General features: G+C 52.6%; 11 protein-coding genes and 1 pseudogene. 7 read left to right on the plus strand and 5 right to left on the minus strand.

The annotated features are described in order from the left end of the window. Nucleotides 1-93: 93 nt before the first annotated feature. The 3 genes and pseudogenes from MHH28_RS12870 to MHH28_RS12880 all read left to right on the plus strand — a co-directional run. Nucleotides 94-252: pseudogene (locus tag MHH28_RS12870) on the plus strand (collagen-like protein); the annotation flags it as partial. Between the two features lie 152 nt (nucleotides 253-404). After that, the gene (locus MHH28_RS12875) at nucleotides 405-1,604 is read left to right on the plus strand and encodes an MFS transporter (RefSeq protein WP_405117052.1); all 1,200 of its coding nucleotides are present in this window, start codon (nucleotides 405-407) and stop codon (nucleotides 1,602-1,604) included. A 288-nt stretch (nucleotides 1,605-1,892) separates the two neighbouring features. Then, a complete protein-coding gene (locus MHH28_RS12880) occupies nucleotides 1,893-3,200 on the plus strand; it encodes a hypothetical protein (RefSeq protein ID WP_405115459.1) in 1,308 nt (435 codons plus the stop codon). A gap of 257 nt (nucleotides 3,201-3,457) precedes the next feature. Here the strand turns inward: MHH28_RS12880 and MHH28_RS12885 are convergent, their stop codons facing one another. After that, a complete protein-coding gene (locus tag MHH28_RS12885; RefSeq protein ID WP_405115461.1) occupies nucleotides 3,458-4,138 on the minus strand; it encodes a GDSL-type esterase/lipase family protein in 681 nt (226 codons plus the stop codon). 247 nt (nucleotides 4,139-4,385) lie between these two features. Between MHH28_RS12885 and MHH28_RS12890 the strand changes: the two genes are divergently transcribed. The 4 genes from MHH28_RS12890 to MHH28_RS12905 all read left to right on the plus strand — a co-directional run bounded on the left by MHH28_RS12890 (nucleotide 4,386) and on the right by MHH28_RS12905 (nucleotide 7,528). After that, nucleotides 4,386-5,069 (plus strand): pectate lyase, encoded by a 684-nt coding sequence (locus MHH28_RS12890; protein ID WP_405115463.1) that lies wholly within the window; start codon nucleotides 4,386-4,388, stop codon nucleotides 5,067-5,069. Nucleotides 5,070-5,309: 240 nt separating this feature from the next. Next, nucleotides 5,310-6,080, plus strand: a complete 771-nt coding sequence (locus MHH28_RS12895) for an amino acid ABC transporter substrate-binding protein (RefSeq protein WP_405115465.1) — start codon at nucleotides 5,310-5,312, stop codon at nucleotides 6,078-6,080. 29 nt (nucleotides 6,081-6,109) lie between these two features. After that, nucleotides 6,110-6,769, plus strand: a complete 660-nt coding sequence (locus MHH28_RS12900) for an amino acid ABC transporter permease (RefSeq protein ID WP_405117054.1) — start codon at nucleotides 6,110-6,112, stop codon at nucleotides 6,767-6,769. A 15-nt stretch (nucleotides 6,770-6,784) separates the two neighbouring features. Next, entirely contained in the window at nucleotides 6,785-7,528 is a 744-nt protein-coding gene (locus MHH28_RS12905; RefSeq protein ID WP_405115467.1) for an amino acid ABC transporter ATP-binding protein, read from the plus strand. 497 nt (nucleotides 7,529-8,025) lie between these two features. On the opposite strand, the gene MHH28_RS12910 is transcribed toward MHH28_RS12905, so the two are convergent. The 4 genes from MHH28_RS12910 to MHH28_RS12925 form a co-directional block, all read right to left on the minus strand. Then, the gene (locus MHH28_RS12910; RefSeq protein ID WP_405115469.1) at nucleotides 8,026-9,165 is read right to left on the minus strand and encodes an AI-2E family transporter; all 1,140 of its coding nucleotides are present in this window, start codon (nucleotides 9,163-9,165) and stop codon (nucleotides 8,026-8,028) included. 144 nt (nucleotides 9,166-9,309) lie between these two features. After that, a complete protein-coding gene (locus tag MHH28_RS12915) occupies nucleotides 9,310-10,374 on the minus strand; it encodes a suppressor of fused domain protein (RefSeq protein ID WP_405115471.1) in 1,065 nt (354 codons plus the stop codon). A gap of 247 nt (nucleotides 10,375-10,621) precedes the next feature. Continuing rightward, nucleotides 10,622-11,806: an NADP-dependent malic enzyme gene (locus MHH28_RS12920; RefSeq protein WP_405115473.1), complete on the minus strand. Its 1,185-nt coding sequence runs from the start codon at nucleotides 11,804-11,806 to the stop codon at nucleotides 10,622-10,624. A gap of 269 nt (nucleotides 11,807-12,075) precedes the next feature. Next, nucleotides 12,076-13,431 carry a 2-hydroxycarboxylate transporter family protein gene (locus MHH28_RS12925; RefSeq protein ID WP_405115475.1) on the minus strand — a complete coding sequence of 452 codons (1,356 nt, stop codon included), beginning with the start codon at nucleotides 13,429-13,431 and terminating at the stop codon, nucleotides 12,076-12,078. Nucleotides 13,432-13,550 lie beyond the last annotated feature (119 nt).

Consider the following 13,550-nt stretch of genomic DNA (forward strand, 5'->3'; position numbering starts at 1 on the left):
CCCTTAAGGGCACCTTCGAGCCGAACCCCATCTGTCCGCATATGGGAACGGTCTTGAAGGTGTTCTTTTAACAGAACTTAAGGAGGTTACCTCTTGTCCAATCCCAATATTCCAAACATCACACCTTCGATTACATTATCAAGGGAGGACGCCGTCAACCTGCTGTTCTCTTCCATTGCTATGGAAATGCTTGGACTAGCCCATATTCTTAACGCAGAAGGAGAAGCAATCCAATTCACTCTGGGCAAGCTGCATGAAACCGGAACTACGGGATCAATCAACCCTTGCCCTTTCGCCGGAAACTAACTACAATACACGTATTCTAACAAGCAGCACTCAGGAGGCACTTTATTTTGAAAGCTCAGTCCAGTAATGCTACAAGCAAACGCAACACCGTCTATATCATGCAGCTCGTTACCATCTTCCTCGGCTTCGTGGTCTTTGGCATCTCCGAGAATATCAAAGGGCCGGCGATTCCGCGGATTCAGCTGGCCTTCAGCCTTAATGAGGGACAGCTCGGCACCCTGCTCTCGCTGAATGCGCTTGGGTATCTGATTGCCTGCTCCTTCACGGCTATTCTTGTCCGCAGAGGGGGCATCAAGGCAGTCACTATTATTTCATTCGCCTCGATGGTGATCTCTGGTGTGCTGATCTTCCTCTCGCACAGCTATCCGCTGTTTGCTTCCTCTTACTTCCTGATGTACATCGGGAACGGGATGCTGGAGATTGGACTGGCGATTCTGGGAGCACGCATCTTCGTCAAAAACACGGGGATGATGATGAACCTATCCCATTTCTTCTATGGACTAAGCTCGACCGTAGCACCGCTATTGGCTACCGGGGTGATGTCGCTAAGTGTATTCGGGCATACGCTGGACTGGCGGGGGATGTATCTAGTCATGCTGTCGCTCTGTCTGCTGCCGATCCTCTCGGCGCTGCGCAGCACGTTTCCAGGGGATGATCTGCCAAATGAGGACCGCACCTCCTTCCGTACCCTGATGCGTGATCCCGCACTTTGGATGATGGTGATGATTCTGTCGTTCGGCGTTGTCTCGGAGCTGGCCGTAGGCGGCTGGCTGGTTAATTTTCTGGAAAAAGCCTATGCCTGGGATACTGTCCGCGCTTCTGGCTTATTGTCGGCCTTCTTCCTGCTCTTCTCGCTGGGCAGGCTCCTGATCGGCCCGCTGACAGACAAGATCGGCTTCGTTCTCTCGCTGATTATCTTCTCCTGCTTCTCGGGGTTCTGCACCTTCGTCGCTCTGGCTGGCGGAGAGCGTCTCGCCTTTTTGTTCGCCATATCCGGGGCCGGGATCGCTATTATCTATCCTACCGTGATGGCTTTTATTGCCCGCCGCTACCCGAATGGAAGCGACACCGCCATTACCTTTGTGGTCACCTTAATGGGCCTCGGGAGCGTCATCGGCAACTACATTATCGGCTGGGTTATTGAGACCGTCAAAGGGATGTACGGGAGCACTACCGAACTTGGCCTGCTGCGCGGTCTCCAGGCGGGGTACGGATTCATCGGGCTGTGCGCAGCCGTCTGCTCCGTGTCGGGCATTGTGCTGTATGTATATTTGAAGCGGAGACGGGAATTGATCTGAGGGTCTGGACTAAGTCTCATCCGCTGGCATAGACGGAAGTCCCCGGTCATGGGTGTTATTGATCTCTTTATATCTTGATAGCTTAGCGGGTTAGAAGATTACACAATAAGAGACAGCTCAGGAGGCTTCCTCACTCCTTGAGCTGTCTCTTTTCTGTTGTTCACCGCTATAGCGGATTCAATCCTAAGTCCACACCAAACCGGCAAGTCTGAATATTACTATATTAATCATTAAATATGCCGCAGACTTGAACACAACCCAAATTCATGGACAGGAAGGGATGAAGGAATGGCTCATTTATCCACAGGCCCGATCGAAAATAACCCGGTTAACGGAGTAAGGCCCACTCAGCAGGTTACCGTTAAAGTCGATAACCGCAGTGTTAGCACGGCTTCCTCTGTTTCGATTCAGGGCTATCATTTGAGTGCCGGCACAAGAGTCTTGTATGTAAGCGAAGTACACTCTCTTTCAGCGAATCAAGTCTTTACGAAGAATTATTACGCTGATTTTGATGCTTTTGAATTTACCTTTGATACGCCAGCTACGTCTGAAGTCAGTGATCCGCTTCAAATTTCAGTGTGGGGCAAGAGCAGCACAGGCCAACTGGTAACAGCACACCGGTTAGTGTCTGAAGAACTGCTCGGAGAACATAACGGCGGAGGGACAGGGCCTACGGGAGAAAGAGGACCGACCGGACCGACCGGACCGATAGGACCGACCGGAGCCGGCGGAGGAGCAACCGGTCCTACAGGTGCACCGGGCAATCCAGGACCGACCGGGCCGGCCGGGGCCGGCGGAGGAGTAACTGGTCCTACAGGTGCGCCGGGTGATCCAGGGCCGACGGGTCCATCCGGAACGATCGGACCCACGGGGCCGACTGGTGCAGGAGTGACGGGCCCAACCGGACCGACCGGGCCAGGGGCGGGGGCAACGGGCGAGACCGGTGTTACAGGAGTTACAGGAGTTACAGGAACCACAGGTGCTACCGGACTCACAGGTGTTACCGGCCTTACAGGTGCTACCGGCCTCACAGGTGCTACCGGCCTCACAGGTGCTACCGGCCTCACAGGTGCTACCGGCCTCACAGGTGCTACCGGCCTCACAGGTGCTACCGGCCTCACAGGTGTTACCGGGCCCGCCATAATTAATAATAATGCCTTGTTTTCTCCGACTGGTACAGTGGAACCCACTCCAACTCCGGTACCATTTACGGTAGATTTTATTAATGGAACTGGGATCGTGCTCGGTGGACCTAACAATACAGAAATTACGCTTTTACCCAACAGTTTATATTTTATTGCTTATACAGTCAGAATTACTTATGCACCCGGTACTTTAGATATTAGCAGTTCAGAAGCTCTGCTTTACCTCAATAACACACCGGTGCACTTATCCGCACTCAACAAATTTGCACATCCGGCTGGTGCTACAGCAGCCGCTACGGCTATCTCTTTAAACAGCAGTGGATTGTTGCCAACCGGAAATGCAGCGCCTCAAACCTTACGATTAGATTGCAGTTTGACTACAGACGGTACATTTACTACTCGTATAATCAATGCAAGCTGGTCCAACTTAAGCATTATTCAAATTATGTAATACGCTAACAGGGTGCTAACCTGGCACACTACAGAGCAATTTGATTAATCCTTCAGTATGCTGCTGATTAGAATGAAATCCAAATTCACGGACAGTAAGTGATGAAGTACTGGCTCAGTTTAAGCAGACCAGTTAGAAAATTACCAGGTTAACAGAGCAAGGCCCACTCAGCAGATTACCGTTGAGATTGTTAGTATTAGTCCAATGTTTAAGCATTGGACTAATACTATGTTAAGTGTTGGAGGAAGTCCTGCTTTTTACAAATATTTCTGCAGATGTTGCAGCACCACCGCGTACCCGTTAGCATACATATGAACGCCATCCATCGTGTACTCTTCCTTCAAATTTCCTTCTTCGTCCGTCAGCCCTTCATTGACATTAATGAACATATAACCATGCTTCAAGGCCAGTTCTTCAACGGCTTGATTCGCTTCCAGCAGCGCCGCATTCGTTCTCGTCCGGAAGTAGCTCTCCTTCATCTCCTGATCCACACCGGGGAAGTCAGCCTTGGCGTTCACAGGATAATAAGCCATGACATACACCTTGCATTCAGGCAGCCTTGCGCCAATCCGGGTGAGGATCTCATCATAGTTCGCAAGCAGCTTCTGAGGCTCATACTCCCCATCCGCTGAACTAATGTCGTTCGTGCCGATATTAATGAACAGCCGCGAAGGCGCAAGCGCAAGCACACATTCTTCCAAAGACTCCAATAATTCACGTGTCACATAACCTGCAATCCCGCGATTATAGATGACCGTCTGCTTCTCCAGCGTCTGTTGTAATTCGTTCACCGGAAAATACTCCATCAGCGAGGAGCCCGCCAGTACGGTCTGCCCCTTTCGGGCATATGTATTCAGAATGGAATACTTCTTCACCTTCTCATCTTTCTCTCTCTGCCACTGCATTTCCATCATCTCGTCAAGTTCTTCCTGAGTCAATCTAATCTCCTCCGCTCTGTTAGTCTACGCTCCTACTCAACTATTGTTATCCTTTATAACTTAGTTTGCAACCCGCTTCGAATTGCGCCTTTGAATATGGTAATACATCTCAATAAAAGGAAAATTGTTCTATGCACACGTGTTCTGAAATATCTTAGATATCGGGTGCGGTCAGAGGTGCACATCTGCTCGTATTCCCCACCAGGTACCGGCTCGCCGGGCCTATATTCTACTGTTGAAGGGCGGAATGTTTTTGAAAAAGGTTGCAGGCTTGCTTCTGTCGGTTGTCATGTTGTCTTCGTTCTATGTTTCCAGTCCTTCCCAGGTATCTGCCGCAACCCCAATTGTGGTCAATGCTACGATTGTAGTTCCAGCAGGCCAGACCTTTAACGGCAGCGGCCAGACTTATGTGGCCAATCCCAGCACCCTTGGAGACGGCAGCCAGGCAGAGAATCAGAAGCCCATCTTCCGGCTGGAAAAGAATGCTACACTTAAAAATGTAATTATCGGCGCTCCCGGCGCAGACGGGGTGCACTGTTACGGGAATGCGACCATTTCCAATGTGACCTGGCAGGATGTCGGCGAGGATGCCTTGACGCTGAAGGCTTCCGGTACCGTCAATATCACAGGCGGCGGTGCGTACAAAGCTTACGATAAAGTGTTCCAGGCGAACGCTGCGGGCACCATCAACATTAAAAACTTCAGAGCCGATGACATCGGCAAGCTGGCCCGCCAGAACGGCGGCACCTCCTATGCTGTGAACTTCACCCTGGACAGCTCCGACATCTCCAATGTCAAAGACTCCATCTTCCGCACAGACAGCAGCAGCAGCGCCGCCCGGATCACCAATACCCGCTACCGCAATGTGCCCACCCTCTTCAAGGGTTATGCCTCAGGCAAGACCAGCCAATCGGGCAATACGCAATATTGAGGTTAGCTTAGGTTAATTAGACTTGGCGTAACTATATAAAAGTTTCCAGTAACCGCCCCCCTTTCGGCTTCGCCGGGATGGAGGCGGTTTCAGTATATGATTTGATATATTTTGGACACATGTAGGCTTCTCAACTCTATCGACAGTAGCTCAACCGATATGCTATCATGATAAACTGATAACGTATTAACGAACTAAAGCAAAGGATGCTGCACGCAATCTACTAGGGGGATTAGAGAGATGAAGAGACAAAGAATATGGGTTCTACTCGTAATATTGGCGGTTGCCGTAATTGCAGGCTGCTCCAGCTCAGGAGGCAAGGATGGGAAGCTGGTGATCGGCATCGACGACAAATTCGCCCCGATGGGCTTCAGAGATGATAACAATGAGATCGTCGGCTTTGATATTGACTATGCCAAGGCGGCTGCCGCGAAGATGGGCCGTGAAGTTACCTTCCAGCCGATCGACTGGTCCGCCAAGGAGTCCGAGCTGAACAGCGGACGGATTGATATGATCTGGAACGGCTACACCATCACGGATGAACGCAAGGACAAGGTGTTGTTCACGAAGCCTTATCTGGAGAACAGCCAGGTGGTCGTTGTGCTGGCGGATTCAGCACTTGCGAAGCTTCAGGATCTGGCCGGTAAAGAAATCGGACTCCAGAGCCTCTCCTCTGCCGCAGATGCCCTGGATGCGAATCCGATCAAGGCCGAGCTTGGCGGCGTGTCTGAATTCACCGATAATGTGCTGGCGCTGACCGACCTGAAGTCGGGCCGTCTGGATGGCGTTGTGATTGATGAGGTTGTAGCCCGATATTACATAGCCAAGGAGCCGGATACGTACAAGCTGATGGAGGAATCGCTGGCCCCTGAGCAATATGGTATTGGCATCAAGAAGGGAAATGAAGCTCTGCTCGATGAGCTGCAGAAGGCGCTGGATGAACTGGGCAGTGATGGAACCGCCGCCGAAATCTCGACCAAGTGGTTCGGAGAGAATAAGGTATTGAACTAGATGCTATCGTTTAGGAGCCGGGTGTAGACATCGATATCGATTATATTATTAGAATTTCCGGACCGATGCTGGAAGGCGCCCGGACTACGGTGCTGCTGTTCCTGATCGTCATTGTATTGTCCATCCCGCTCGGGATGGTCGTCACGCTGATGGCCAAAAGCACGCTGAAGCCGCTGGCCTGGATCGCGCACGCTTATATTTACGTCATGCGCGGAACGCCGCTCTTGCTGCAATTGTTCTTCTTCTGCTTCGGCCTGCCGCAGATTCCCGTGATCGGGGAATATCTGGTCATGGACCGTTTCGTAGCGGCCAGCCTCGGATTTATTCTGAATTACGGCGCTTATTTCGCCGAGATTTTCCGGGGCGGGCTGCTCTCGATTGATAAAGGACAGCATGAGGCTGCCCAGGTTCTCGGGCTCAGCAAATGGCAGACCCTGCGCAAGGTAATTCTTGCCCAGATGTTCCGGGTGGCTCTGCCGGCGGTTGCTAATGAGTCCATCACGCTGGTCAAGGATACCGCTCTGCTGTATGCCGTGGCGGTGCCGGAGCTGCTGAATTTCGCCAAGACGGCGGTGAACCGTGATTTCACCGTCACGCCTTTTGTCGTAGCGGGCGTTATTTATCTGCTGATGACACTGGTGCTTACGTTATTCTTCAAGCTGCTGGAGAGACGATTCAAATTTGAGTAGAAGGGCTGTTAGGCTATGAGTAGCATGATTGAAGTACGGCAATTACAGAAATCCTTCGGCAGCACTGATGTGCTGAACAAGATTAGCTTTGACGTTACCCCCGGCGAGGTCGTTGCCGTGATCGGACCTTCCGGCTCGGGCAAAAGCACTATGCTGCGCAGTCTGGTTCATCTGGAGGAGGTCACCGGCGGCAGCATCTCGATCTGCGGGAAAGCGCTTGTTGAGGATGGCCGTTACACCAGTACGGCAGCGATTAGAGAGATCACCTCAAACATGGGAATGGTATTCCAGCATTTTAATCTTTTTCCGCATCTCAGTGTGCGGGATAACCTGGAGATTGCCCCGCGCACGCTGAAGCGGGAGAGTGTGCAGCAGATCACGGCCAAGAGCCGGGAGCTGCTCGCCAAGGTAGGCCTGGCTGACAAAGCGGACGTCTACCCCTCCACGCTATCAGGCGGGCAGAAGCAGCGTGTGGCTATTGCCTGGGCAATGATGCTGAGCCCGGACATTCTCCTGTTCGACGAGCCGACCTCGGCGCTGGATCCTGAATTAACCGGCGAGGTGCTGCGTGTCATCCGCCAGCTGGCCGAGGAGAACATGACGATGATGATCGTCACCCATGAGATGAGCTTCGCCCGCGATGTCGCCGACCGCGTATTCTTCATGGACAACGGGGAGATTGCCGAATCGGGCACACCGGAAGAGATCTTCGGGAGCCCGAAGCTGGAGCGGACGCGGGCGTTTTTGATGCGGGAGTAGGAGCGGGGCAACGTTCGGCACTGGTCCGGGATGGCCGTGGATTACCAATGTCCACGGAGATCCATCTGGGGGAACGGAGCGGATTGGAACAACGGTTGGGTCCGTTCGCAGAGCGAGCATCCACTCTTCTGCTTATTGTGAGAGCATCTTAATTGAAGATGGGCTATCCCAAGCCCGATGACGGCGTTTGGGACAGCCCTTTTTTAAGTTCGGATTAGTGACCGGTTGTATCAAATGTATAGCTCAGAACACAGCGGGTGAAGCAAGTGGATTTAGTACATCTAATTTGGCGTTACAGAGACACTTTCAACCATTAGTTGGATAAACAACACTTATTGGAGCCGACTTTAGGCGAATCAATATATTTTGGCAGATTAAGTGTACTTTTTCCAACTAATTCCCCGCATCAGTCCATTCTGCGAGAAACAAGTGCCTTTTTTCCACCTCTTCTCCCAATCTGCCCTAACTCGCTTCTTAACTCAGCACCAACTCTGCTCTTACTCCTCTGCATCCGCAGACGGCGCCGTGCCCCCGGGCACTGGTTCCGCAGGCAATGCCTGCTCCTCGTCCCAGCGGCTACGGATGAACAGCTGATACAGCTTGACGATGATGATTTTGAGCATCATATAGACCGGAATAATGACCAGGATGCCGATGATTCCGCCGAAATCGCCGCCGGCCAGGACTAGAATGATCGTTGTCAGCGGGTGGATATCCATGCTTTTGCCGAAGATATAGGGGGCCACCAGGTTATCCTGAATCTGCTGCGCGACAAGTACCACTACAATGGACCAGATGGCCGTAGATGGTGACTCAATTAAGCCGAAGATGAAGATCGGCACGGTGGACAGAATCGCTCCGATAAACGGGATAAAGTTCATCAGCACAGCCACCAGTGTCAGCAGCAGCGCATACGGAAGGCCGATGATCAGGAACCCGATATACATCAGGACGCCCAGCGCCAGATTGACCAGCACTCTGCCGACGATGAAGCTGCCCATCACTCCGTCGATTTCAGCAATAACTCCCGCACCCTCCTCATGATACCGCTTAGGGAAGAAGCTCACAAGCTTGTCGCCAAACTTCCCGCCCTCCTTGAGCATATAGAACAGCAGGATCGGAAAGGTAAAAAGCACAATAGCGAAATTGGAGACAAAGGCGAATAGCCCGGACACATAGACTGTCGCCAGCGAGAAGCCTTTGTTCAGATAGTCCATCAATTGGCTGGACAGATTCGTATTCTCGGGGATCAGATTGGACAATAGCTCACTGTTCTCCAGCTTACTAAGCTGATCTCCCACCGCTCTCAGCACACCCGGCATATTATTAACCACATTCACCAGCTGATTCCGCAGCGAAGGCCAGACGCCTACCGTGAATCCCAGCAGCAGAACAGCGATGACCAGATAGACCAGCAGGATGGCCAAGGAACGATTCAGCTTTCGTGAGGACAGATAATCAATCAAGGGACGAAGCAGATAATAGAAGAAGACGGCCAGCATCAACGGCACAATCACGACATTGAACAACGAGATAATCGGATTAAAAATGAAATTCACCAGCGAGCCGACATAGATAATGCCCAGCACCAGCAGCACTGCAACGCAAATACGGATAAATAAATTCAATTTGACCATGGTTGACTCCCGTTCCCATATTTTGAGCGCTTTTCTTTGTTCCTTAAATATAGTCGGTCATTCTTAAATCAGACTAAACTAAGTCTAAAGAAAAGCTAAAGATTCGGGATGGAGTAACACAGGATAGCAATGATAGCAATTAGGTTAGCCGATAACCTCTACCACATTGCCCTCTTGGTCTTTGATATAGGTCTTTCTCACCTGCACCTTCAGGTCTTTGGCGGTGGACAGCCGGAACTCGCCTTCCTTGGGCTGGAGCTTCGCTTCCAGCTCCAGGATAGCCGCTTCACTCAGGCTGATTCGGACGTTCTCCCCATCCTGTACACAACCAGTCTCTTGAGCCGGTTCCAGCAAGACCTGCAGCTTCGGGCAGGTTAACCTCAGCGGCTTCCCCTTCAGCAATCGTCCGCGCAGCAGGCTGGCTACCGACGCGGCCTGCCGTGCCCCCATGGTCAGGACAGCCGGTGCGCTGCCCAGCAGTCGGTTCTTTGCAGGCTCGAAGCCCAATTCATCTACATACAGGATACCCGTCTGGGACCCGTCACGCTCGATGCCTTGACGGACAGCTTCCTTAATGGCAGGAAGCAGAAGCAGCGAGTCCCGGGTAAGATCGGTGATATAGGCGGGGAGCCTCTCCTGGCTGGCATGCAGGAATGAGGTCGTATTCCAGGTCATCATGGCTTCCAGTTCATCCGCTGTAATTCCCACCATTTGCAGAAATTCAACCCGTCCATTGGGCGTATCCACGGCTGGAAGCTCCGGATCATCAATAAAAGCCAGCGCAGTCAGCCGGGTGTCCGCGCCCAGACAGATGGGGCCGTTCGCATCCAGATAATGACCGGAGGCAAAGATATTCCCGCTGGAGAATACATAGCGGGCCATATTCTGGAGCAGATTGATCGCCCAAGCCGGAGGCTCCTGTTCTTCTGCACTGCGGGCCAGCCGGAAGGTCAGCTCGAAGCCGTAGCCGCTGTATTCGAGGTTCTCCGACTCTTTATCGTACAGCTCAGAGAACCCGAACGTTACGAAATGCCAATGCGGATAAGGCTGCTGCGCTTCATAGGCGCTGATTCCGCTAAGCGGGTCTTTCCCTCCCAGCCTATAAGGCAGGATTGCAGCATAATGCTTCGGCTCCTGCTGTCCGTACAATCTCCTCATCTGATCTTCAATAGCATCCCAGCCGGTTGCTTCCACTTCTTCCTCGCTCATGTTTGTACCCTCCAGTGTCAGATTTATGTATAGCCGGAATAGCCGCATCCGGCCCTGAATCTCCCATTGATTACCCGTAATTCCGCCGGCATAACCATGACATGCTCAGCCGGGGATGACCTGCCTTCCGGTCCGGTGTGAAAGTGCGGGGCCTTCCCATTAGAGCCACATCCCGATCCCCTGCCTGCACAAAAACGGCAAGCTCTTAGGGGAGCTTGCCGTTTCAATATCTTCATTCGAATTCGTATCAGTTAATGCCGACCAACAGGTCTTTGCGGGCTACGCCGCTCCTCGCTGCCGCTTCGGCTACAGCTATGCGGATTCTCTCTACCACCCGCGGATCGAAAGCATCGGGAATGATATAGTTCTCGTGCAGCTCGGAGGGATCAATCACTGAGGAGATGGCCTCCGCTGCCGCCAGCTTCATATCGTCATTGATGTCTGTAGCCTCACAATCCAGCGCGCCTCTGAAGATTCCCGGGAAGCACAGCACATTGTTAATCTGGTTCGGGAAGTCGGAGCGGCCGGTCGCCATGACTCTCACATGCGGCGCGGCAATCACGGGATCAATCTCCGGGGTCGGGTTCGCCATGGCGAACACAATCGGGTCTTTGGCCATGTTCAGCACATCCTCCAGCTTCAGCACATCCGGTGCGGAGACGCCGATGAAGACATCCGCGCCCTTAATGACATCGGACAGTCCGCCTGTTTCCAGATAAGGATTCGTGATCTGGGCGTAATCGCTCCAGTGGCTGCGCTCATAATCCGCCAGCCGGTTAATCGCGCCCTCCCGGTCCACGCCGATCAGGTTCACCGCTCCGGCATGCAGCAGCATTTTGGAGACGGAGATGCCGGCTGCGCCGATGCCGTTGACTACGATCTTAACATCCTTGATCTCCTTGCCGCACACCTTAAGTGCGTTCAGCAATCCGGCAGTCACGACAATGGCTGTACCATGCTGGTCATCATGGAAGACCGGAATGTCCAGCTCGGCTCTTAGTCTGGCTTCAATCTCGAAGCAGCGCGGAGAGGAGATATCCTCCAGGTTAATGCCGCCGAACGTCGGGGCAAGTGCTTTTACAATCGCGATAATCTCTTCGGTATCCTTGGTGTCCAGGCAGATCGGCACCGCGTCCACATCTGCGAACTGCTTGAACAGCGCCGCTTTGCCTTCCATGACCGGCATGGCCGCCTTCGGCCCGATATCGCCCAGCCCCAGCACAGCCGTGCCATCGGATACGACAGCTACAGTATTCTTCTTCGTGGTGAGCTCATAGGCCTGGGACTGATCATCGGCAATCGCCTGACAGACCTTCGCCACACCCGGCGTATAGACTTTGGACAGGTCGTCTTTGCACAGGATGGGATGCTTCAGGGTAGTTTCAAGCTTGCCGCCTTTATGCAGCAGCATAATTTCTTCTAATAGTTCCATGGGTAACTCCTCCATTCAACTGGTTAACCGCTTGTTCCATCCATCTCGGATCTTGCTATATTCATCGGAGCTTCCGGCAATCGGAACCCTTCCAGGCCCGTATGCAGCCCCGTCAACACTACATTTCATGTACTCCCTTAGTCATTCTCCGCGATAATTATCGGATTGGCAAGATAAAAGCTGACACCTGGAAATTGTCCACGAATTGGACACGATTGGATACGATTTCATGTGATTCAGGCTCATCATCTAGTGATTGAACACCCTGATCAGCCGCCCCATACAGAGATGAGTAGCGTGGCCACAACTACTGTAATCGCACCGCCGATACGGGTGGAGATCTGTGCGAAGGGCATCAGCTCCATGCGTCCCGATGCGGACAGAATGGCTACATCGCCGGTTCCGCCCAGGCCGCCGCGGCAGCCGGTGACAATGGCCGCTTCTACCGGATACATATTGACCCATTTGCCGGTAAAGTAGCCGGTGATCGTCATCGCTACGATAACGGTAGCGCAGACAATAATATAAGGAAGCGAAATCAGGGCAGCGACATCCTTGAGCGGAATGTACAGCATCCCCAGGCCGACCATGAGCGGCCAGGTTAAAGTACCCGAGACCAGCTTGTAGAGCTGATAAGCGCCTTGCTCGATTTTGGACGGCAGCAGCTTCGAAATCTTCAGCAGCGCGGCTGCGAAGATCATCAGGATCGGACCCGGAATGCCGACAAACGGCGACAGCAGGTGTCCGGTGATGAAGAGCCCGCAGGCGAACAGCAGGCCTGCGCCCATCAGCAGGAAGTCCGGCTTCACGCTGTCATACGTGCTGCCCGCCAGCTTCTGGCCGTCCTTCGATTTCACCAGGACACCGTTTCCGGTGATGGACGGATTGTTGTCAGCCATCCGCTTGAGCAGGCCCGCTACGATAATCGCAAACACGTTGCCGATCACCGCCGCCGGAATCATCTGGGCCACATAAGAGCCGGATTCACCGCCGAGGATCTGCGAGAACGCGATGGACAACGGGAGAATGCCTTCCCCGACGCCGCCGCCGATAATAGGCACGATAATGTAGAACAGCGTCCGGTGTGCGCTATAGCCGAGCAGCATTCCTACGCCCAGTCCCGCACCAACCGCCGCCAGAGTTCCGGCCATCATCGGGATGAAGATGCGGATGAATCCGTTAATGAGCGTGGTCCGGTTCATCCCTGTAATACTTCCGGCTACCAGAATCGAGATGTACAGGTAGAGGAAGTTCGAGGTCTTCATCAGGGTGTTAACAGATTCGAGCACCGAGGGATCGAGCACATTCCAGAACACCAGGAACGATGGGATCATTAATGAGAGGATGGCCGGGCCGCCGATGTTCCTAAGAACCGGAAGCTTGAAGCCCAGATCACTGAGCAGCACCCCCAGGACAATAATTACTGCAAAGCCGCCGATCATATCGTTTGGCAGTTCACCCAGTACAGATGCCGCAAAAATAATAAGTGCAAATACCACGTACAGAGGAAGCGGAATGACGCCAACCTTCAATTGCATGAGCCGCTGGGCCCAGCCTTGTTCTCCTTGTTTCAGTACATGCTGCTGATCCGGTACTGACAGTGGGGGCTGAATTGCTTTTTGCATGTTTACCTTACCTCCTTAACTCTTTTACAAATTCATCATAGCGGCTTTGTAAGCGCTTTTGTTTTTATGAAAGTATTAAAGAGGTTTTGTAAATTATTAAAGTAAGCGCTATCCAAAAA

The organism is Paenibacillus sp. FSL K6-1217, assembly GCF_045040735.1.
Taxonomy (GTDB): Bacteria; Bacillota; Bacilli; order Paenibacillales; family Paenibacillaceae; genus Paenibacillus_AQ.

Coding starts and splice junctions, on each gene's coding strand:
- MHH28_RS12875 (WP_405117052.1), top strand. CDS start 405: ATGCAGCTCGTTACCATCTTCCTCGGCTTCGTGGTCTTTGGCATCTCC.
- MHH28_RS12880 (WP_405115459.1), top strand. CDS start 1,893: ATGGCTCATTTATCCACAGGCCCGATCGAAAATAACCCGGTTAACGGA.
- MHH28_RS12890 (WP_405115463.1), top strand. CDS start 4,386: ATGTTTTTGAAAAAGGTTGCAGGCTTGCTTCTGTCGGTTGTCATGTTG.
- MHH28_RS12895 (WP_405115465.1), top strand. CDS start 5,310: ATGAAGAGACAAAGAATATGGGTTCTACTCGTAATATTGGCGGTTGCC.
- MHH28_RS12905 (WP_405115467.1), top strand. CDS start 6,785: ATGAGTAGCATGATTGAAGTACGGCAATTACAGAAATCCTTCGGCAGC.
- MHH28_RS12910 (WP_405115469.1), bottom strand. CDS start 9,165: ATGGTCAAATTGAATTTATTTATCCGTATTTGCGTTGCAGTGCTGCTG.
- MHH28_RS12915 (WP_405115471.1), bottom strand. CDS start 10,374: ATGAGCGAGGAAGAAGTGGAAGCAACCGGCTGGGATGCTATTGAAGAT.
- MHH28_RS12920 (WP_405115473.1), bottom strand. CDS start 11,806: ATGGAACTATTAGAAGAAATTATGCTGCTGCATAAAGGCGGCAAGCTT.
- MHH28_RS12925 (WP_405115475.1), bottom strand. CDS start 13,431: ATGCAAAAAGCAATTCAGCCCCCACTGTCAGTACCGGATCAGCAGCAT.